Origin of the sequence: Bianquea renquensis (assembly GCF_014384895.1) — a bacterium.
In the GTDB taxonomy this organism is placed as follows: Bacteria; Bacillota; Clostridia; order Lachnospirales; family Bianqueaceae; genus Bianquea; species Bianquea renquensis.
In genome coordinates this window covers 1-21815 of record NZ_JACRSQ010000019.1, presented here as the reverse complement: position 1 = coordinate 21815, position 21815 = coordinate 1, and the positions used below count along the sequence as shown (strand labels likewise).

The window sequence follows — 21815 nt, the reverse complement described above, 5'->3', positions numbered from 1 at the left end:
ATTTGTGGAACCGGTTCTTTTATTCTTGATGTGTGATTTCGGTATGGCCTGCTGCGACTCATAAATTATATGGGAGTGACTGAATGTATGGTAAAGGAAAAAACGAAAATAATCTCGCCAAAAGGACTGTGGGATCAACGTGTAGTAAAAGAGGTAAGGCGAAACGCCAGTTTATATGTGTTAGTCGCTATTCCTATTCTGTTTCTAATCGTATTCAGTTACGCCCCCATGTATGGTGTCCAAATTGCATTTAAGGACTACCGCCCCTCGCGTGGGATATGGGAGAGTGAATGGGTAGGGCTTCGATATTTCCGGCAGTTCCTGGAAACCCCTAATTTTTGGAAAATTCTTTGGAATACCATATCGCTGAATCTCTATGGTCTGCTAACCTTTCCGCTGGGAATTATTTTTGCGCTGCTGGTCAATTATCTACCATTACGGCGCTTCGTCAAAACAGTGCAGATGGTGAGTTACGCGCCGAATTTTATTTCTACTGTTGTTATGGTCAGCATGATTCTACAGTTTTTTGATGCGCGAACAGGTCTTTTTAATGCTTTCACGGGACTGTTCGGAATGGAAGCGGTCAATTACATGGGACGTCCGTCCGCTTTTGCTCACATCTATGTGTGGTCCGGTGTATGGCAGGGCTTGGGATATGGCTCCATCATCTACATATCAGCCCTAGCGAATGTCTCGCCTGAACTGCATGAAGCGGCAATCGTTGACGGCGCAACAATCATGAAAAGAATTTGGCATATCGATCTGCCATCCCTGCTTCCGACAATATCGATTCTTTTAATCCTGCGATGCGGCAGTATGCTGGCTACCGGCTTTGAGAAAATTTTATTGATGCAAAATCCAATGAACCTTTCTGTTTCGGAGGTTATCGATACCTATGTGTATAAGCAGAGCCTTGCCGCTGCGCTGCCCCAGTATTCTTATTCAGCAGCTGTGGGCCTGTTTCTAGCGGTCATCAATCTGTGTATTATTATATTGGTTAACTACATTACCAAATGGCTCACGAAAAACAGCCTATGGTAGGAGGGAGGATTCAATATGCACCGGAAAAATAAGCTCACTCGATATAATTGGGCGGATCGGGTCTTTCTCACTGTTGATTTTATTGTTTTGTTCATTTTCTTCCTTCTCATCGCGTATCCACTTTTGTTTATTATTTCGGCATCCTTTGACAGTGCGAACTCCACTCTGAGCGCCTCTCTGATTCCCCGGCAGTTTTCTCTTGAGGGGTATAGGGCAGTGTTTGAATATGAATATATATGGATCGGATACCGCAATTCCCTGATTTACACAGTGCTGTATGTTGTGATTAGTCTGACGGTTACCATATGCTGTGCGTACCCCCTTTCGCGCGACGATTTTAAAGGCCGCGGCATTATTATGGTGATGTGTCTGATCACTATGTATTTTTCGGGCGGTCTAATTCCGAGCTATCTCATTATCAACAGCATCGGACTTAATAATACCCTGTGGGCGGTTGTCCTGCCCGGAGCGCTGTCGGTCTACAATATGATTGTGATCCGCACTTATTTCAGAACGCAGATTCCCAGCGAGCTGTTTGAGTCTGCTCAGCTAGACGGGTGTGGCAACATCTATTATCTGCTGCGTATAGTTTTGCCGCTGTCTGTTCCAATCCTGGCGGTTATCGCCTTGTTTAATGCAGTCGGCATGTGGAATTCCTATTTCAGCTCCATGATCTATTTGCAGGATCGGAATAAATTCCCCTTGCAGCTCATACTGCGGGAGATTCTGATTACCAATACTCTGGATCCGACTACGCTTATCGGCAATGAAGGCTTGCTGGGAACGCTGATGGAGCGGAAAAATCTGATGAAGTATTCGGTTATTGTTGTGGCATCCCTGCCGGTCATGATAGCATATCCCTTTGTACAGAAATATTTTGTCAAAGGCATTATGATTGGTGCAATAAAAGGATAGGGGTGGAAAGGAGGAAAGAATACAGGGACATCCCCACCGTTATACAAATACAAAATAAGAAGGAGGTACTAACCTTGAAAAATCTAAAAAAGATAGCAATTATGCTCATCATTGCAGCAATGTCGCTCTCAACCGCCGCTTGTTCTAAGCAGGGCGATAGCAGTTCCGGATCTTCCACTGGCGATAGCGGTTCCGAGTCTTCCACGGACACTAGCGGTTCCGAGTCTTCTGTATCGACGAGCGGCACTGTTGAGAGAAAAGAAGGATTTCCCCTCTCAGATGAAAAGGTTGAATTGGAAATTTGGACGATTCGTTCAACGCAGGTCGAGGATCTGGAGACAAATAAGCTTACCCAGTGGTATGAGGAGCAGACGAACGTACATGTCAACTGGATTTCGATCGAAAGCGCTGACGCGACAACCGCATTTAACTTGACTCTAGCCAGCCATGAGTACCCGGATGTCTATGCCCGCCGGTTCTCTACCAGCGAAATCATGATGTGTGCGGAAGACGGCGTTCTGCTGCCGCTCAACGACCTGATTGACGAATATGGCCCCAATCTCAAGCAGAAATGGGAGGAGAACCCCGCTTTTGTCGAGTATATGACTGCCCCGGATGGAAACGTCTATACCTTTTTCGACGCAGATACCGGCACGCACTTGCTAGCGGAAAATAAGATGTTTGTTTATAAACCTTGGCTGGATAAGCTCGGCTTGGATGTGCCGGAGACTACCGAGGACTTTAAGAAAATGCTGATCGCTTTCCGCGACCAGGATCCCAACGGAAACGGGATAAAAGATGAAATTCCATATCTCTCCTGCATGGGCTGGGGAGGATCTTCCCCATTCGGTTACATGATCGATCCCTTTGAATTGTCGACGGATTTCTTTAGGGAAGAGGATGGCACGGTGGTCTACAAGCGCAACACGGATGGTTTCCGCGACGGGTTGGCCTATATGCGGGATCTATATGCAGAAGGCCTGATCACAGAGGAAACTTTTGTGCAGGATATGACGCAGTTGTACGCAGTGGTTGCAGCGACAGACGACAGCAGCGTGCTGGTGGGATGCTCATCCGGCATTTGGCAGGGAATGTTTAACGATAATACGGGTGTGAATAAGCAGTATGACTATGTTGCCATTCCGCCGCTGAAAGGCCCGACAGGACTGCAGCAGACTGCCACCACCTGCCCGGATGGCATCTACACCTTCTTTCAGAATGACTGCGCCATCACCAAAGAATGCGAGATTCCTGAAATCGCAGTGCAGTGGCTGGATTACTGGCTTGGCGAAGAGGCAACCTGGATTCAGTATTACGGCTGGGAAGAGGGGGTAGACTATGAGGTCGTCGACGAGCCCAGCGTGAGAGGTGATGAAAAATCGTATCGGTATCTGTTTAGCTCCGATCCCGTGCAGAATATCAACTGGCTCAACACCGTTATTCCGCGCTGCGATTTTTACGATGTTCGTTTTTCCATGACCTATGACCCCACTAATATTGACACTCTGCTGTGGCAGGTGGCGCAGCCGTACAACGACTATCTGGTTTATACCGGCAAGCCACTGGTCAGCTGGAGTTCTGATACACAGCTGGCGGAGCGGCAGAACAACTTCCGCACTCTGTTCGGCGAGTACACTAAGGAGAACGAAGTGGCCTTTGTCATAGGCACACGGGATCTGGATGCTGAATGGGAAACCTATTGTCAGGAGCTAGAAGACTTAGGCTTGAAAGAGTATACCGAGATCATGCAGGAAGTTTATAACCAGTAAATGTCGTGCCGAAAGCCGGGAGCCTCTGGGCTCCTGGCTTATCCAAAAAAAGCTGAAGGGAGTATGCGGCAACACGGTTCGGCAGCCAATGTCCGCATAAGCAACAATGTTCTACGGTTTAACAAACGGGATGAAGGACTTATCTTTTCTATCCCATGCAGTCAGCCGCTCAATCAGTTCAGAAAATAAAACGGGAGCAAAGGGAAAGGGCGCTATGGCGATACCGGGTGAAGATTCGCCTGCCCGGGATCTTGGATGCGGCTGGAAAGCCTCCCCTAAGGAGCGAATTGAACCAAATGAAACTCGGGAGCTGGCCAGCATTGCCGGCCCTGGCGCAATCCAGCAAATTTGGATGACCGTGACGGGAAAATGGCGAAATGCCATTTTGCGCTTTTATTGGGACTGGCAGGAACAGCCTTCCGTGGAGTGTCCGGCTGGGGATTTCTTCTGCTGTGGATGGAACGAATTTTCACAGATTAACGGGTTGGCAGTATGTGTAAATCCGGGCAGCGGCTTTAACTGCTACTGGACGATGCCGTTTCGACGGCACTGCCGCATCACATTGGAAAATACGGGGGACGATACGATCAGCCTGTACTATCAGATCAACTACACGTTGACAGAACTTCCGGATGAGGTCGCCTATTTTCACGCGCAGTTCCGGCGGGTAAACCCACTGCCGTATCAGGAGGAGTATACGATTCTGGACGGTGTACAGGGACAGGGACACTACGTAGGGACCTATTTAGCCTGGGGCGTCAACAGCAATGGCTGGTGGGGGGAAGGCGAGATTAAGTTTTATCTCGATGGCGATGGAATACATCCGACTGTCTGCGGTACGGGGACTGAAGATTATTTCGGCGGTTCCTACAATTTTGAAGATCCGCAGACTCACGCCTGTTATCTGCCCTTTTCAACTCCTTATACGGGACTTCAAGTTGTCCGGATGGACAATTTATATAAAAGCCAACGCCGCTTCGGATTATACCGGTTCCACATTCAGGATCCAATTCGTTTTGAGCGGGATATCCGTGTGACAATCCAAGCGCTGAGTTGGCGCGATGATGGACGTTTTTACCCTTTACAGGATGACATAGCATCTGTCGCATTCTGGTATCAGGCACTGCCGACTCAGCAGTTTCCACAATTGCCGGACCGCGATCACCGGGAAATCATCTAGAGGGAGGAGAATGGATTGAAAGATCTTCACGGAATTTTTGTCGCTCTTGTAACGCCGTTCCTGCCGGATGGAACGGTGAATAAACCTGCGCTACGGAAATTGATCCGTATGAATCTGCAAAAAGGCGTCAACGGCTTTTATTGTTGTGGGAGCACAGCTGAGGCATTCATGCTGTCTCATACAGAGCGGAAAGAGGTGCTGGAAACCTGTGCTGAGGAAATCGTTGGAAAGGCAGCTCTCATTGCACACATCGGGGAGATTTCACAGGATGGTGCCGCCGATCTGGCCCGACACGCGGCAGGCCTTGGTGTAGATGCTATCTCTTCCGTTGCTCCCTTTTACTATCCGTTTACCTTTGAGGAAATTCGATCCTATTATTATGCGCTGGCTGAAAGTACGGGTCTGCCTGTTATTCTCTATCATTTCCCCGGCTACTCTGGCGTGAAGCTGTCGGAGAATCAACTGGCATCCTTTTTGGAGGATCCGCGCTTCATTGGATTGAAACACACGTCCAGCGATTTCTTCGTGTTGGAGCGCCTGCACACCAGGTTTCCAGACAGGTATCTCTTCAACGGATATGACGAGATGTTTCTTTCCGGACTGGTGGCGGGGGCCACTGGTGGGATCGGCAGCACGTATAACCTGATGGCAGAAAAGTTCATCCGGATGTATGCGTTGGTACAGGAAGGACGCTGGGATGAGGCGCGATGCATTCAAGCGGATGTGAACAAAGTTATTAGCGTCCTGCTCCGCGTAGGCGTGATCCCAGGGATCAAGGGACTGCTGACTCTCATGGGAATTGAGGCAGGCAATGCGCGTGCGCCTTTTCACACGCTTTCTTCTGAGGAAATGGAGCAACTGCGCGCGGTACTGCCGCATGTGCAGACTTTATAGGCAGTGACGTGCCAGCAAGGGAGGATGTATTGTATGACGAATCGAGAACGGTTTCAGGCCGCTCTGAGCGGACGGCCGAAGGACCGTCTGCCTATGATCGAATGGGCGGACTGGTGGGATAAGACGGTGGCGCGTTGGGAGGATGATGGTTTGCCGGTAGGACTCAAGAATCCGGACGTAACAGCTTATTGGGAGTTGGATCCCATGTTGCAATTCTGGTTGCGTTCTGCCGGAGAAGGTTGCCCAAGACCTGCGGGGCATGGATTGGGGATCATTCAGGACGAGGCAGATTACAATGCGATTCGGCCATATTTATATCAGGATCGATCCATCCATCAGCTGGTGGAATGGATGCAGCAGGTCAGGCCGCGGCGCGATAGCGGAGAAGCAGTTGTCTGGCTTACCTTTGAAGGATTTTTCTGGTTTCCGCGGACCTTGCTGGGAATCGAACCCCATTTGTATTCCTTCTACGACTGTCCCGATCTGTTGCATCGCATCAATCAGGATCAAAGCGACTTTTGTCTTAAGGCGATAGACGCTGCCTGCACTATTTTTCCGCCGGATTTTGTTACAATCGCGGAGGATATGTCTTACAATCATGGGCCGATGCTTTCCAAAAGTCTATTTGATGAATTTATTGCTCCATATTATCAGAAAGTCGTTCCCGCTCTACAGTCTTACGGCGTTTCGGTGCTGATCGATACGGACGGTGACGTAGAGCCCATGATTTCCTGGTTTTCGGAATGCGGCATTGAAGGCGTTCTGCCCCTAGAACGACAGGCGGGAGTCGATGTTAGCAGAATCCGTCAACAGTATCCCAAGTGGAAAATGCTGGGCGGTTTTGATAAAACGATCATGCATCTGGGGGAGGCAGCAATGCGGCAAGAGTTTGAGCGGCTGCTGCCTGTTATGCGCATGGGAAGCTTCATCCCGGCAGTAGACCATCAGACTCCGCCTGACGTTTCCCTTGAAAACTACCGGATATTCCGGTGCCTTTACGAAGAATATGCGCGAAAAGCTGTTCAGGAGACCATCTGAATCTTCTTTTGATGGAATACGTCCTATGCAACTTGAATCGACATGGATTTGCAGAACAGCCCATAGGGGGATTTTATGAGAAATATATATCTAGTGCCAAGACCACAGAAAGTGGAAGTGAAGCAGGGCGATTTTGTACTGCCCCACAAAGGCGTCATTCTGCTGGATAGCCGGGAGCTAGATTTTGCTTCCAGAAGATTACAACAACTTTGCCAACAGATCTGCGGTCAAAAGCTTGATCGCAGATTGCTGACCAAATCGCCATGCAGAGCGGCGTTTAGATTTCGAAAGTCGGAAATGCAGATAGGCGCGCAGGCGTATCAGTTGGATATTGCCCCTGAGGGTGTGACGCTGATTTACGGCGGGACGGCAGGCGCTCTGTATGGAGTTTCCACTTTGAAACAACTGCTCTTGCAGTACCAGGGAACATTGCCCTGTCTGCATATCGAGGATGAACCCGACTATGCACAACGCGGCGTCCTGTATGACATCAGCCGTGACCGTATGCCAACCTTAGAGACGTTGTACAAGTTCATCGATTTTATGATTGACGTTAAACTGAATCAGCTTTTTCTGCATGTTGAGGGGCTGAAATTTGCCTATGCCTCTTATCCGGAAACCTGGGAAGGAGGCACTCCCCTTACTGGAGAAGAGATTCTTCTACTGGACCAATACTGCCAAGAACGCTGTATCGAGCTGATACCTACCCAGAATTGCCTCGGTCATATGACCAAATGGCTGGAACGGGAGGAATTCAAACATCTGGCTGAATGCGAAGATGGTTACCCTGCAAGTTGGGCTCCCGGTGGAGTCGAGAAGCCGGGCACACTTGCCCCGTATTTGAAGGGCACGAGGGAACTGGTCGAGAATATGACAGAAGATTTCCTACCCTACTTTTCTTCTCAAAGATATAATGTGTGCCTAGACGAACCCTATGAATTAGGCATGGGAAAGAGCATGCAGCGATGCAATGAAATCGGGAAGGACGGTGTCTATCTGGAATATGTGTTGTGGCTGCAAGAGTTAGCCGCAAAGCACGGCAAGTCTTTGATGATGTGGGGCGATGTGGTCAAGCACTATCCAGACCTATACAAGTCCATTCCTAAAGAGGTCACGTTGCTGGAATGGGGCTATGATCCAGCCTCTCCTTTTGAAAAATACTGTGCCGCGTACCAGGAGGCCGGGCTGCGCTATTACGTCTGTCCTGGAACAGCTTGCTGGCTTTCTCTGATTGGCCGCATTGACAAAATGAGAAAGAATCAGGAAAATGCGGCGGAAAATGGCCTACGGTACGGTGCAGCAGGGTATCTGGTAACGAGTTGGGGTGACCGCGGGCACTGGGAACATTTTCCCATCGCGTTCCCCGGATATTTGTACGGCGCTGCCCTAAGCTGGGCCTATTCACAAAACCTCGAAATTGATTTAGCCCACGGGCTTGATCTGCTGCTATTCGAAGATAAAGCCGGAAGGGTAGGACAAATGCTCCTACGACTCGGACAGCTTCCAGATCCGTTGGAGAAGGAAAATGCCTCCTTAATCGCGTCGATTTTCAAAGACGCAATCAAGAATACGGAGTCCATCCAGCAGATTCTGCATTATGATTTTGACTCTCTGTGCAGGGAGGTGGATGTCATTCTCACAGAACTTGCCGCCAGCCAGATGAGTGGTGAGGAATGTGATCTCTGGAAACGGGAGCTTATCAACAATGCCCGGCTCTTTTGTCACGGCTGCCAACTGGGCAAGCTTAAGCAGCTCCTGCTGCAGAGGAAAACCATGCAGGCAAAGAAACTGGCAAAGCAGCTGGCTTGGGAATTGGAGGAGCTGATGAAAGAATACGGGCAGATCTGGCTGCGGAGAAACCGCTTGGATGGACTTTGGGACAGTATGGAAAATATGCGCCGCCTCTTGAGGGAATATCAAGAACTGACACAGGTGTAACTGCAAGTATTACAACAACACGGCAATTTGTGCCGGAGCGTCACAAATTGCTCTGGGGGCAGAATTCGCCCTGTCGCTAGCGCTCCAGAATGGAGAATACTATGAAAAAGAGCAATCTATATACCGGGGAACACACCTCTCAGATCTCTTTTCCTCTCGGTGGTATTGGAAGCGGATGTATAGGTCTATCCGGAACCGGAACCCTGATTGACTGGGAGATTTTCAACAGGCCTAACAAAAATACTCTAAACCAATATAGCGGCTTTGCGATTAAGGCATACCAGAGCGACCGGCTCGTATCCGCCAAAATCATAGCCGGGCCATATCAGCCGCCTTATATGGGACAAAACCGCCAGGGCGAAATGATTTTTTCCGGTTACGGCTTCGGCCCCATTGAAAAGACTTTTGCTGGGTACAGCCATTTTGCCGGCCATTCCTTTTCCGGGGAATTCCCCATTGCCGAGCTGCGCTTCTGGGATGTAGACTTTCCCGGGCAGGTCGTGATGAAGGCATTTAACCCTTTTATCCCACTGAACGAGGACGATTCTAGCATCCCTTGCGCTATGTTTGATATCGGGGTGGAAAATGACACAGATGAAAACTACCAGTACGCCATTTGCCTGTTTGTCTGCTCATCCTTCGGCGGGAAACAGTCGAAAAACGAGTTCTGGCAGGAGAACAGGATAAGCGGCATTCTTCTCGGGACCGACTGCTTAGAGCCGAGCGATTTGGATTACGGCCAGATTTGTATTGCTACTGACGCGAGGGATATTTCCTATCAGCAGTACTGGTTCCGAGGTGGGTGGAGCGACGCAGTCGAGATGTTTTGGCGCGATTTTACCTCCCAGGAGCGATTCTCCAACCGAGTATATGAGCACAACAACTCCGATGCAAGGGATACTGGCCTAATCTGTTCTCACTTTTCGGTTGAAGCTGGAGGCAGCGCCGGTAGCCATTTTGTAATCAGCTGGAACTATCCGAACCGGAATAATTATTGGAACCCTAAGGCGGACAAAACGCCCTGGAAAAACTATTATGCAGTCCTGTTTCCAGACGCCCGGCAGAGCGCAAGGTATAGTCTTATCCAATGGGATCGACTATATCAGGAGACTGACTGTTTCCGCAAAAGCTTGTACGGCTCCGCTTTGGATCCAGCAGTGCTTGATACCGTCGCGTCAAACCTTTCGGTGCTGAAGTCTCCGACCTGTCTTCGGCTGGAGGATGGTTCATTCTACGCGTTTGAGGGTTGCCAGGCCAATGCCGGTAGCTGCGAGGGCTCCTGTACACACGTTTGGAATTACGCGTATGCGCTGCCCTACCTCTTTCCGGCCTTGGAGCGCAGCATGCGGGAAAACGATTTCCACTACAACCAGTGGCCAGATGGAAAAATGTCCTTCCGCTTAAATCTGCCGTTGGGGAGTGCCCCCAACCCTTTTCGGGCCTGCGTGGATGGCCAGATGGGCGGAGTCCTGAAATCATATCGGGAATGGAAGCTTTCCGGGGACTCTGCGTGGCTCAAAAAATACTGGCCCAATATCAAGGCCTCACTGGAGTATGCCTGGGCCCCCACCAATCCAGATAAATGGGATGCGCAGAAAACCGGCGTCATAACCGGCAGACAGCATCACACCCTCGATATGGAGATGCTGGGACCGAACGGCTGGCTCAATGGATTCTATCTAGCGGCCTTGAAGGCCGGCGCAGAGATGGCGGAGTATCTGGGGGAGGACGATGCTGCGGCGGAATACCGGAGACTGTTTGAGGCGGGCAGAAGGTATACGGACAAGGAACTTTTTAATGGCGAATACTATGAGCAGAAGATCGACCTGCATGACTATGATTTTCTGAAATCCTTTTATGTAGAGGATAGCGACGATTATCTGTTCAATGTCTATTGGAATGCAGAAAGTGAAGAGATTAAATATCAGGTTGGCGACGGATGTTTAAGCGATCAGCTTGTGGCGCAGTGGCATTCGAATTTGCTTGGTTTGGGCGAAATTTTCGATAAAGAACAGACAAAGAAGACCCTGTCATCTATTTATCACTACAATTATCGAAAGATGTGCGACGTCCATAACCTATGGCGGGTATTTTCCCTGAATGATGAAAGCGGCATCATTCTCTGCTCCTGGCCGGAGGGCAAAACCAGGCCCGCGATTCCTGTTCCCTATGTGACAGAAACCTGGACCGGTGTTGAATATCAGCTGGCCTGCCATATGATCCAGGAGGGGATGATCGAGGAGGGGATACAGCTTGTGCGGTCCGTGCGGGAACGATTCGATGGGAAAAAGCGCAATCCCTGGAATGAGTTTGAATGCGGCAGCAACTATGCGCGTAGCATGTCCTCATATAGCCTGCTGCTGGCTTTCAGCGGCTTCCAGTACGACGGCGTAGAAAAAAGTATAGGCTTTTTCCCTGTTTATCCCGATAAGTTCCATAGCTTTTTCAGCTGCGGTACAGGCTGGGGTGAAGTCCAATTTGAAAAGGACACAGTCGTTCTGAAGCTGCTTTACGGCAGGCTGGAGCTGACGAATTTTTCGGCATACGGAACGGATCAGGCGGTATCAGCCTGCCTGGGGGATGTTGTGCTGCCTTTTGAAAGGATTGACGGCCGGATCCAATTTGTTCAACCTCTAGAGATGAAACAGGGAGACCTGTTGACTGTAGCACTGGGATGACAGCCTTAATACGGCTTGAGATGCCCTGAAAGGGTGATGGGATGAAAACAGAAAATGGCGGTTGGAGCGCGAAATGGATTTGGACACATGCTGCCTTTGGCATGAATGAATTTGCCTATTTCCGCAAAGCAATTGTGATAACACGCCAGGTTTGCCGGGCAGTTCTTCTCGCCACGGCCCACAATCATTACAAGGCTATGATAAACGGCGTGCGGGTCAGCGGGGAGGTCACGCCGGCTCCGAGCAATCCCGTTAAGAACAAGCTCTACAACGAATATGACATCACACGGCATATTCAACACGGCGAAAATGTACTGAGCGCGATGGTCTGTTATCTGGGCGGCAGCGGGCAAAATTACGTGGACGGTGTCCCGGGGCTGCTGATGCAGCTGGAACTTACCTACTCGGACGGTTCGGTTCAAAGAATTGGTACCGATGGCACATGGAGATGCTTGCTGGACACTCCGTATCAGAATCACACGGAGTTCTCCCATCGCCGCCGGATCGGCCCCATGGAGATCTTTGACGCCCGGAAAGAACCGGATGGCTGGCAATATCCTGGGTTTTCCGACAAAAACTGGCCTTTTGCGGTCCCTGCCGCAGCGGAGACCAACGCTTGGCTCCTGACGCCGCAGCGCATTCAGGAGGGGGCAGTAGAGCGGTTGCTGACGCCTCAGCTCTGTGACGCAGCGGAAAACGTCCGTGTCTATGATGCCGGAAAAATCATTTCCGGCTGGCCAGTCCTGTCTTTGAAAGGGGCAAAGGCTGGCCAGCGCTTTACTTTGCGCTATTCAGAAGATTTAGATAAACATGGACGTGTCAAGCACAATGTCTGCAATGATACCAGCGAATTCTACTGTGACTGCTATATCGCAAGTGGCCGTCTCCGGGAAGAATGGAGTCCGAATTTCTGCTACAAGGCTTTTCGTTACTGTGAAATCGAGAGTGACATGGCTCTGCCCGAAGAATATGGGCTTCTGCTGGCGGAAGCCCATACCGGGATCCGCCAGGTCGGTTACTTCGTCTGCGGGGATCCGTTGCTCAACGCTCTGTTTAGTGCCTGCATCCAGACTCAAAAAAATAATGCGCTCGGACAGCTGGTTGACTGCCCTCACAGGGAGCAGGCGCAGTATCTTGCAGACGCCGATTTGCAGGCAGAATCACTGCTCTATCATTTTGACGTTGTCTCAATGGTTGAAAAAGTCCTGACAGACTTCACGGACGGGCAACATGCCGATGGGTCCTTTCCATTCGTCTATCCCAGCAATTTTGAGCATCCCAATTTTTCGCTTAAAATACCGGAATGGGATTTGCATTTCATTTTGCTGCTGTGGAAGCTGTTTTACTACACTGGAAATTCAGAATTGCTGGAGACATACTATGCACCGGCAGAAAACACCTTGCGCCGTCAGCTGAATTGCATCGACACGAGTGGTTTAGTTCGAAAAACAGAGGATTGGCATATCAGCGACTGGCCGTATCCGGAAATTGAGCAGAGTGGCGAGTATTACACCGTACATAACTGTCTGGTATACCGCAGCACGTTTTTGATGGCGTGTATCGCAGAATATTGCGGTCGGAAAAAAGATGCCCAATGGTTTTCCGATCAGGCAGAAGCTCTGCGGCTGGCAATTATGAAAAATTTATACGATCCTGTGCGCAGACGCTTTCGCGATTCCAGCGGCTCCGCTAATTTCAGTCAGGCTGTATCGGTTGCAGCTCTGTCTTACGGCGTCGTGCCACGGAAGGAACAACCAGCGCTTCTGCGGCAAATTGCGGCGGAAGGACATCACACCAGCACCCTGCTTTCGTTGGATCTGTTAAGACTGTTATTCGAAAACGGGAAAGGTGCAGAAGCGTATGCAGTGTTGACGAAAGTTGACGATCACAGCTGGGCGCGCATGATCCATCTGGGATATCAGACAATGTGGGAAGGCTTCCGCAATATTGAATCTCACTGCCATGCATGGAATGCTTATATTTCGCGGATTATGACAGAATATGTCGCTGGCATCCGAATCTTGGAGCCGGGATTCCAAAAAATCGGGATCATGCCATATCTGCCGGAAACTCTCGCATTTGCCGAAGCCTCACTGGAAATCAGCTGCGGAAATATCTATGTTCGCTGGGAACGGAGTTCCAACGGGTATACTCTGAAATGCCATATTCCACATGGTTGCTCTGCCCACGTGGTTTTACCTTTATCCGGGCAGAATGCGGTGATAAAGGAACGCGGCCAGTTGGTCGCCGATGGCGGTGATTTAGCAGATTTGCCGAAAAGGCTACAGGGCCTTACAATTCAGTCTGACCAATGCCGGCTCCAGATTTTCCACGGCTTTTATTTGTTTACTGTTGAATCAAAAAATTAGTGATTATGATTGACCTTTATGTTTCTGTATGATAAAATTATAGTAAATTTTATACAGTAGGCGTTGAAACGGTCCCCTCATCGTTGAAACCAAAACGATATGCATCAGTGGCCGGAACGGAAAATATATCATGTTTGGGTGGGGGACTATAAGAGGGTGGGACAAATGCCGGAAATTATAAAGAAAGTTTTGGCCGATTGCGCGCATACTTCTTTACCCAACAGTCGCATACCGGGCCTGGTTTTGACGGCGAGAGGCTGTCTGCTTGCTTATTTTGAGATGCGGGACAGTTCGGGAGACTGGTCCGCTCACGGGATTGGTCTGATGCGGAGCGAGGACGGCGGAGACACTTGGGAACCTTTCCGTGCAATCGCCATGTCTCAGCATGGAGAGACAGTCAACAATCCCGTGATGATCGCATGCCGAAACGGAGATGTCCATTTTTTGTGGCAGATGGATTACGGCCGCTGTTTCCATCAAATCAGTAAGGACGATGGCCACAGTTTTTCCGATCCTGTGGAAATAACGCAGTACGTATACGGATTTCGAGACCAATATCCCTGGAAGGTCATGGCCCTCGGACCGGGGCATGGAATAGAGCTGGAGGACGGCCGTCTTTTGCTTTCGGTGTGGATGGCAAATGGAAAGGATGTGCGGGCGCACAGCCCTTCAGTGGCGGCGACCCTGCTCAGCGCGGACAGCGGGAGAAGTTGGATTCCAGGGAAAATAATTCCAGACGGCGGAGGGGTTATCAACCCAAATGAAGCCTGCCTGTTCCAAAAATCTGACGGCACCGTTGTGATCAATATCCGGCACATGGGTGACACTTTTTACCGAGCAGTGGCGCGGTCTGATGACGCACATTCCTTCTCTGAGCCAGTTTTTGACACTGCGTTGCCGGATCCCATCTGTTTTGGCAGTATCTGTAAGCTTCAAAATCCGCAAGCCCATCTTTCACGCGGTGTTGTGTTTTCAAATTGCGCCAACTTTCCCTGTAAGGAAAATAATTTTTCCCATGCCCGCACCCTGCTTACGCTTCGGCTGTCAGCAGATGACGGCGAAACGTGGAGTTATGCCCGTCTTTTGGACAAATACGCCGGCTATTCGGATGTAGCCGTGTCTCAGGACGGAAATTGGATCTACTGTCTTTATGAGCAGGAGACCGAGAACACGGCGCAACTAGGATTTCATCGGTTGGTTTTTGTAAAAGTACCGTTCAGCTGGCTGACTGCGGATAGCCTGGAGAATTAAATCGGAGGAGCGGACGATAATGAAAAATAAAAAGAACAGACAGCCCCTTTTATTTTGGAAATTATCGCTTTCGTTTTTCATACTGATTATTACTATGTTGTTTATGGGCTGCATTACCTATGTCCTGGTTTACAATACGCTTTTGGAGCAGGCAAAAAAATCCAATATGCGTTTGGTTCAGAATGCAATGAAAACCGTCGAAGGCAGTCTGGCAAATGTGATGGATTTGGCCACTCTTTTAAGCACAGACCAGGATATTGTCGATTTTCTGCAAATTTCGGAAAGTGACCGTCAAGAATTGATCGTTTCTATGTCAAAGCTGCAAAGCAACCTGCCGGTAATCAAGGATTTCAATAACCTGATTGATGGGTATTTTTTGTATAGTATGGAAAACCATTCGATCATTGCCCCTCAGCAGGGATTTCCCAACGGAGAACTTTACTATAAACGTTATTACCAGTATGGCGACTGGGATTACTTCCAATGGGAGAGCGAGGTCCTGCAGACTCACAGCTATGGTTCGCTGCTTCCCTCGAGGACGATGAAGTACGGCTCTGCGCAGGAGCCTACTCTGATCTATCCATACCCCGTGCGGCACCCTGTCACACAGCAGATTATCGGGGTTGCATTCTTCCGGGTCAACAGTAATCGGATAGCCACTCTGCTATTCCCGGATTTCAGCGCCAATGACAATCAGGTGTTGTTATTCAACAAAAATGGGGAGATGCTTATCTCATTGAACGGGGAGCAGGAACAGGTTCCGGAAGGACTGTATATGGCGGAGCGGGAAACTACCAGCTTTCAACATACCATAAACGGTACGCATATGTTTGTTTCGTATTGTGTGTCCGAGAAACAGAATCTGATCTTTACAGTGGCTACCCCCATGACAGTGATTCAAAAACAGTCCAGTGACGTCCTGCGTGTGATTATTATCAGCCTGATTGTGCTGTGCGGTGCCAGTATGGTATTAGCCAGCTACCTGTTCGGCCGGCAGCACAAGCAGCTGCTTCGCATCGCAGACCGACTTGTCTGGAAACGGCAGTCTGCTTGGAAATATGACGGCATCCGTCAAATTGACGATGCTGTATCGGGGCTCTTATTTGATAATGCCGACTTGTCCACTAAGGTACAGGAACAGAAATCTCAAATTCAGGGCATCCTGTTTTCCAGGTTGGCAGCTGGCGGTTTTCCGGATCATGCGGCGCTAGAAAAATTTGTCCGCGATATGGATATATCAATCTGGGGTTCCAGTTTTCGGGGAATCTATCTGGCCTTCCCAGAAAATCAGCTTTCGATTCAACTGCAGGCTGTGCTACAGGCAATTATGCCTTATCACGACTTGCTCCCCTGTGCGGTTGCCGATGAAACAAACCGTTTCCTCATATTGTATCAGAATGATACCGATGACGAAGAATCTATCGCCGATCTGTTCAGCAATATTTACCGGACGCTGCTGAATATTTATCAGGTAAAAGCAGTTATTTATATTGGCTGTGCTTGTGATGATTTGTTGTATATCAATAAGTCCTTCGAAAGTGCATTGCAACTGTTGGACGTTCATTCCAATAATGAATTGGATGCCCATTTCTTATATATTGCGGATAAGTCGGTTAATTTTATTCGCTATTGTTATTCTATACAGGAGCAACAAAAGCTGATCAATCTAATCCTTGTCAATGATCTAAAGGGGATCGATCAGCTGCTTCAAGAAATTTATGATAATAACTTTAAGGATCAAAGCTTATCCGCTTCGATGCAGAAGTTGCTGTACGCGCAGCTGGTTGGAACGATTCTGAATTGCAATGATGACAGCTCGCTGGCTTCAGAGATAGACAATCTGCTCCAGATCGAAAAACCCAAAGCGTTTTTTGCACAGGCCGGGAATTTGTGCCGTACCATTAGTCTGCAAATTCGAAAGAAGAGTGAAAACAACGCCGATAAAAACATGAAAGAGATTCTAGAGTATATACAGGAGAACTATATGCGGTATGATATAAGTTTAAGCTACATCGCGTTAAAATATCATATGTCTGAGAGCCATCTGTCCACCCGAATCAAAAAGCACCTGGGACAGAATTTTCAGAGCTACGTAGAACAGTTGCGTATAAAAAAGGCGAATGAGTTGATAACGGCTGGAACTCTCTCTATCCAGGAAATTTCGGAGCAGGTGGGCTATCTGAGTCCACATTCTTTCCGGAGAGCCTATAAAAAGGTAATGGGCTATACGCCCTCCCAGTTTCCCAGAGGATAGATTCGCTGTCTGCTGACGGGTATGGAATGACATGGATCCAAAATGTCGCCCCGTTGCAATCTGATATACGAATTTTGCGCAGTGGGTTCTCCGTTGGCAGGGGCGTCTGACGCGTGTACAAACGGCTGCTTTCGTATTGGGAGGCAGCCGTTTTATAACACTATAGTTATATAAAAGAATTGACAAATTAATTGATTTGCGATACAATATTAGCAGGGGAAGAGAGTTTTCCCCCTTAGCCGAATTGAAAAAGTCCCAGCTTTCAATGGGTTGTGTTGGCTAGCGATTCGGTTAGGTGTTAGAAGCGAAGTGGATTGAGAGCATCCGCTTGATTATGAAAGGCCGGCATTGGCCGGCGAGGAGGTAGGTTCTGATGAAGAAGAGTATGTATAGTCTTATTCTAACCGATCAGGTGGTGGAAAAGATAGACCAGATTGCCTATCAGGAAGGGATGAGCCGTTCACAGCTAATCGACCATCTCCTGGCCCAGCAAGTCGGAATGGCGACGCCGGAACAGAAGATCCGCAGTATCATGGAACAGGTTGCGGACCGAGTCCAGAAGAGCCGTCCCCTGCAAGTCAAGGTTCGTTCCGATTCTGGCGGGGTTCAGTTCGCCACCTATCTCAGATATAAGTACAACCCGGGTATCAAGTACAGCTTTGAGTTTACCAATCAGGATGACGGGCAGCACGCCGTCCTCAAGGTGTCATCCAGGTCCACGTCTGAGGATTTGCTGCAACATTTGACTAACTTTTTTGAAATGTTGTCGGAGATCGACGAGCACCGTTTTCAGGAGTTTCATAATCAACCGATCATGGTGCAGGTGTCGACGGATTCCAACAATAAGTTTGCCAGAGAGCTGATCAGCTCCGAGGTGCCGTTGGAGGGTGCCGACGAGGAGGAGGTTGCGCAGTATCTGAGCAATTATGTGGTCATGCTGGACGAGGCGCTACAGTGCTATTTCACCCATCTTGGAGAGCGAAGGGTGCCGGAGCGAATTGACCGGATCTACTGTCACTATCTGGAAGACCTGAATCTCTTTTGAAGGGATGCGATGAGCGCTGTAATCGAGGAAATCCACATGGGGGTCAGTCAGCTGTATTCTCCTGTCAAAGTTGTGGGAGGTTGTGTACTCTTTTCTGTCAATACGTAAATTGTATGAAAAGTTAGCAAAAAATTCTTGCCGATACCTATTGCAAAATCATTGGATTTCGGGTATAATGAGTATACTCAATCCTGAGATGTTCGACAGCCTGTTATTTTGAACCTACACCTTTAATACGGGAGTCCTAATTATCGAATATCGCTGAGTAATGCCAGGCCGCAAGTTAATTCCCTTTGGGCAGCGGAAGGCAGAGCTTACGGTGCGGACACCCACCTAGCATTTGCTAGGGATCAAAAGATCGGGAACGGCATCTTGGGAGAGGATGCGTGTAACCGCATCCTCGCAAGGGCGAGTGGCTCAGCTGGGAGAGCGCCGCGTTCGCATCGCGGAGGCCGAGGGTTCGAATCCCTTCTCGTCCATAAGGCAAAAACCTGCCGAAAAGCGAAAAATTTGCTTTTTGACAGGTTTTTGTTATAATAGTGATAGGGATGCTATTTCAGATAAAGGAAAGTGGTCTTGATGAATATTGAAATCAGAAAACTGATACCCGACCTTGCCGAAGAGTATGTACATTTTTTTGATGTAACGCCCCACGACGACAACATAGATGAACATAAATGCTATTGCGTGACTTGGCGTAGCGATGATTCCTATACCAGCCATGGTGACCACTGGTTTCCAACACGGGAGGAAAGAAGGGAGCGTGCTCTACACTTTGTCAGATCTGGCAGTTTACAGGGCTATCTTGCCTATGGCGGCAACCAGATCGTGGGATGGTGCAACACAAACGCGAATTGTCAGTTGTGTATCAAGTATTTGCGTTCCTTCTGGCCAATAGAGGAATACCCTGCGGATATTAAGGTGAAATCCATATTTTGCTTTGTGATCGCACCGGAAATGCAACGAAAGGGCGTAGCCACAAAATTAGTGGAACGCGTTTGCAGAGATGCGGCAGATGAGGGTTTCGATTTTGTGGAGGCCTATGTCAACAAGAAATTTGTTGAAACAGACCATGACTTCAGGGGCCCTTTAGATATGTATTTAAAATGTGGCTTTGACAAATACGCCCAACGGGAAGATAGGGTAACTGTGCGGAAGGCATTAAAATAACAACCGGAAATACCGAACAATATAGGAATGAATCGTTTTCATGTGCCACTCACAGAATAGAAACATAAAAAAGATATGTTCCGCAAAAGAGGGTGTCGCAAAAGCTATGAATCTAATTTTTCCTAGCTTTTGCGACACCCTCTTCCCTTGCTATTTGGAGGGAAGCGATTGTTTTACAGGTAGTTTACTGGGATCACCCTGTCGTCCCCCCGAAGCGTTACCGGTTTGTCGTACAGACAAATCACGCCCCCCGCCCCCCGCCTGATTCCCGGAATTTTGTCCAGCAGAGCAAACGCGTCCGTGTCTTTTTTGACCGGATCTGCGTGTTTTTTCATTTCGATGGGATACAAAGTACCGCTTTCCTCAATCAGCAGATCGATCTCGTTCATGTCTTTGTCCCGGTAAAAATACAGCGGCGGTTCCAGAATCCCTTTGTTGTAATAGCTCTTTATGATTTCGGATATCACGAAGCTTTCAAAGAACGCGCCCGCCATTGCCCCGCTTTTCAAAACCTCCGGCGTGTTCCATCTGGTCAGATAGGCGGCAAGCCCCGTGTCGAGAAAGTAAAGCTTCGGCGTTTTGACTGCCCTTTTTGTGATGTTAGTAGAATAGGGCTGAAGCAGATAAACCACATTGGACGCCACAAGAATGGAGAGCCATCGTTCGGCGGTAGGTTGGCTGATGCCCACATCCCGTGCTAAAGAAGATAAATTCAGAAGCTGACCGGTGGATGCGGCAGCGGCGACCATGAACCGTGTAAACTTTACGGTATCTCCGATTTCGGATAACTCCCGCACGTCCCGGTCAATATAGGTGCGCACATATGCGCCGTAGAACATCTGCCAGTTAAAATCCGGATTACTGTAAAGCTCCGGCATGGGGCCTCTGTGAATTCTTCGCCAGACCTCGTCATAGGCAATGTCCGCAAGCTGCTCTCTCCGCACGGAAAGGTATTCCTCCGTTGGAAGAAACGGCGCATCGCATTCGATCCCGTATTCTTCCCGCATGGAAAATCCAAGCAGCGTGACAAGGCCGATGCGTCCGGCAAGGGATTCGCTGACGCCCTTCATCATCTTGAACTGCTGGGAACCGCACATGAAAAACTGTCCTTTTTTCCGTTCGCGGTCAAGATACAGCTTGATCTGCTCAAACAGAGCGGGCGCTTTTTGAATCTCATCCACAAAGACTGGCGGCGGATTGTCCTTGAAGAAGGTTCCGCGTTCTTCCTCAGCGCTAGCGCGGACGATAGGATCATCCAGCGTGACATACCCAACGTCGGAGGTTATTTTTTCAAGCATAGTTGTTTTGCCGACCTGCCGCGGTCCCGCAACAAGGACGGCTCCAAACATCTGCGACAGCTCCTGCACGATTTTTTCAGCGTGTCTTTTGATATACACAGAACAGCATTCCTTTCGTCTAATTTAATATATAATATTATTATAGCCGAATTCGAGAAAAATAACAACCCATTTTCACAAAATTTAAGAAAGCCTGCTAATAAAAAGTCAAGTGATATTTGAAGAAAATTTGAAAAAATCCATTTGATATTTTAAGGCATAACTTTTAAGCCGCCAGAACTGCCGGCTTTGAAAGGGGTGATTTAGAAAATAATGGCTATTCTGCCTGTTCTAAGTTCCGCAGGCACTCTTTGACCTTGCCATAGTAGATCCGCAGGAACTTATTCGCTCCGGCTGTCATGTAGACATAGTAGGGCTTTCCCTGAGACCGCTTTTTGTCAAGAAAACGGTACACTGGATCGTGTTCCGGCGCATTTTGGAGCAGAGTCGTCATGATCTGGAACAATGTCTTACGCAGCCTTGCGGATCCGACTTTGGAGGCCTTGTTGCTTTTGGACTTGTGTTGGCCGGATTCATCCACACCAGGGTCAACACCGGCAAAGGCGGTCAGCGCTTCCCTGTGGGTAAATCTGGACACATCCCCAATCTCGGCGATAAGTTGCGGACCATAGGTTTTCCCGACACCATAGATATCCATTACGGTACTGTACTCGGGAAGCGTAGAGGCCAGCTCATCCATTTCCTGGCGGAGCCGTTCCACATGCGCGGAAGTAAGATTTAACTGCTGGATGCTTTGCTGGATCAACAGCTTGTAGGTCTTCTCCTTTGGAAAGACAGCAACCAGTTCCCTGGAGGCATGGAACAGCTTTTCAGGCTTGTCGGGCTGGAAGATATAGTGGTGCTTCTTACAGAAAGCCCTGTAACGTTCTGTAAAGGCTTTTACCCCGATCTTGCGGACACAGTCCACATGCCAGA

The 21815-nt window shown here is 49.0% G+C and carries 15 protein-coding genes, 1 tRNA gene and 1 other RNA gene; 15 read left to right on the top strand and 2 right to left on the bottom strand.

The window, feature by feature from the left end:
- Nucleotides 1-87: 87 nt before the first annotated feature.
- The 15 genes from H8730_RS12235 to H8730_RS12165 all read left to right on the top strand — a co-directional run bounded on the left by H8730_RS12235 (nt 88) and on the right by H8730_RS12165 (nt 19542).
- Complete coding sequence (locus H8730_RS12235; RefSeq protein ID WP_249289874.1) at nt 88-1041, top strand: ABC transporter permease; 954 nt, start codon at nt 88-90, stop codon at nt 1039-1041.
- Between the two features lie 15 nt (nt 1042-1056).
- On the top strand, nt 1057-1956 hold the full coding sequence (locus tag H8730_RS12230; RefSeq protein WP_177713702.1) for a carbohydrate ABC transporter permease: 900 nt from the start codon (nt 1057-1059) through the stop codon (nt 1954-1956).
- Nucleotides 1957-2030: 74 nt separating this feature from the next.
- A complete protein-coding gene (locus tag H8730_RS12225) occupies nt 2031-3725 on the top strand; it encodes an extracellular solute-binding protein (RefSeq protein WP_249289873.1) in 1695 nt (564 codons plus the stop codon).
- A gap of 214 nt (nt 3726-3939) precedes the next feature.
- Nucleotides 3940-4905 (top strand): glycoside hydrolase family 172 protein, encoded by a 966-nt coding sequence (locus tag H8730_RS12220; protein WP_249289872.1) that lies wholly within the window; start codon nt 3940-3942, stop codon nt 4903-4905.
- A gap of 15 nt (nt 4906-4920) precedes the next feature.
- Nucleotides 4921-5799, top strand: a complete 879-nt coding sequence (locus H8730_RS12215) for an N-acetylneuraminate lyase (RefSeq protein ID WP_177713699.1) — start codon at nt 4921-4923, stop codon at nt 5797-5799.
- A gap of 33 nt (nt 5800-5832) precedes the next feature.
- Entirely contained in the window at nt 5833-6837 is a 1005-nt protein-coding gene (locus H8730_RS12210; RefSeq protein ID WP_177713698.1) for a uroporphyrinogen decarboxylase family protein, read from the top strand.
- A 75-nt stretch (nt 6838-6912) separates the two neighbouring features.
- Nucleotides 6913-8775 (top strand): beta-N-acetylhexosaminidase, encoded by a 1863-nt coding sequence (locus tag H8730_RS12205; protein WP_177713697.1) that lies wholly within the window; start codon nt 6913-6915, stop codon nt 8773-8775.
- A 101-nt stretch (nt 8776-8876) separates the two neighbouring features.
- Nucleotides 8877-11453 (top strand): GH116 family glycosyl-hydrolase, encoded by a 2577-nt coding sequence (locus H8730_RS12200; protein WP_177713696.1) that lies wholly within the window; start codon nt 8877-8879, stop codon nt 11451-11453.
- Nucleotides 11454-11494: 41 nt separating this feature from the next.
- Nucleotides 11495-13822: a family 78 glycoside hydrolase catalytic domain gene (locus H8730_RS12195; protein WP_177713695.1), complete on the top strand. Its 2328-nt coding sequence runs from the start codon at nt 11495-11497 to the stop codon at nt 13820-13822.
- Nucleotides 13823-13987: 165 nt separating this feature from the next.
- Complete coding sequence (locus tag H8730_RS12190; RefSeq protein ID WP_177713694.1) at nt 13988-15073, top strand: sialidase family protein; 1086 nt, start codon at nt 13988-13990, stop codon at nt 15071-15073.
- 19 nt (nt 15074-15092) lie between these two features.
- A complete protein-coding gene (locus tag H8730_RS12185; protein ID WP_177713693.1) occupies nt 15093-17327 on the top strand; it encodes a helix-turn-helix domain-containing protein in 2235 nt (744 codons plus the stop codon).
- A gap of 373 nt (nt 17328-17700) precedes the next feature.
- Nucleotides 17701-18372: a hypothetical protein gene (locus H8730_RS12180; protein WP_177715586.1), complete on the top strand. Its 672-nt coding sequence runs from the start codon at nt 17701-17703 to the stop codon at nt 18370-18372.
- Between the two features lie 185 nt (nt 18373-18557).
- Nucleotides 18558-18755: non-coding RNA, 6S RNA (ssrS, locus tag H8730_RS12175), on the top strand.
- Nucleotides 18756-18778: 23 nt separating this feature from the next.
- A tRNA-Ala gene (locus H8730_RS12170) sits at nt 18779-18851 on the top strand.
- 100 nt (nt 18852-18951) lie between these two features.
- Nucleotides 18952-19542 carry a GNAT family N-acetyltransferase gene (locus H8730_RS12165; protein WP_177715585.1) on the top strand — a complete coding sequence of 197 codons (591 nt, stop codon included), beginning with the start codon at nt 18952-18954 and terminating at the stop codon, nt 19540-19542.
- A gap of 173 nt (nt 19543-19715) precedes the next feature.
- On the opposite strand, the gene H8730_RS12160 is transcribed toward H8730_RS12165, so the two are convergent.
- Nucleotides 19716-20939 (bottom strand): ATP-binding protein, encoded by a 1224-nt coding sequence (locus H8730_RS12160; protein ID WP_249289871.1) that lies wholly within the window; start codon nt 20937-20939, stop codon nt 19716-19718.
- 217 nt (nt 20940-21156) lie between these two features.
- Nucleotides 21157-21815: transposase (locus H8730_RS12155; RefSeq protein WP_249289870.1), on the bottom strand; the 659-nt coding region annotated here is incomplete at its 5' end.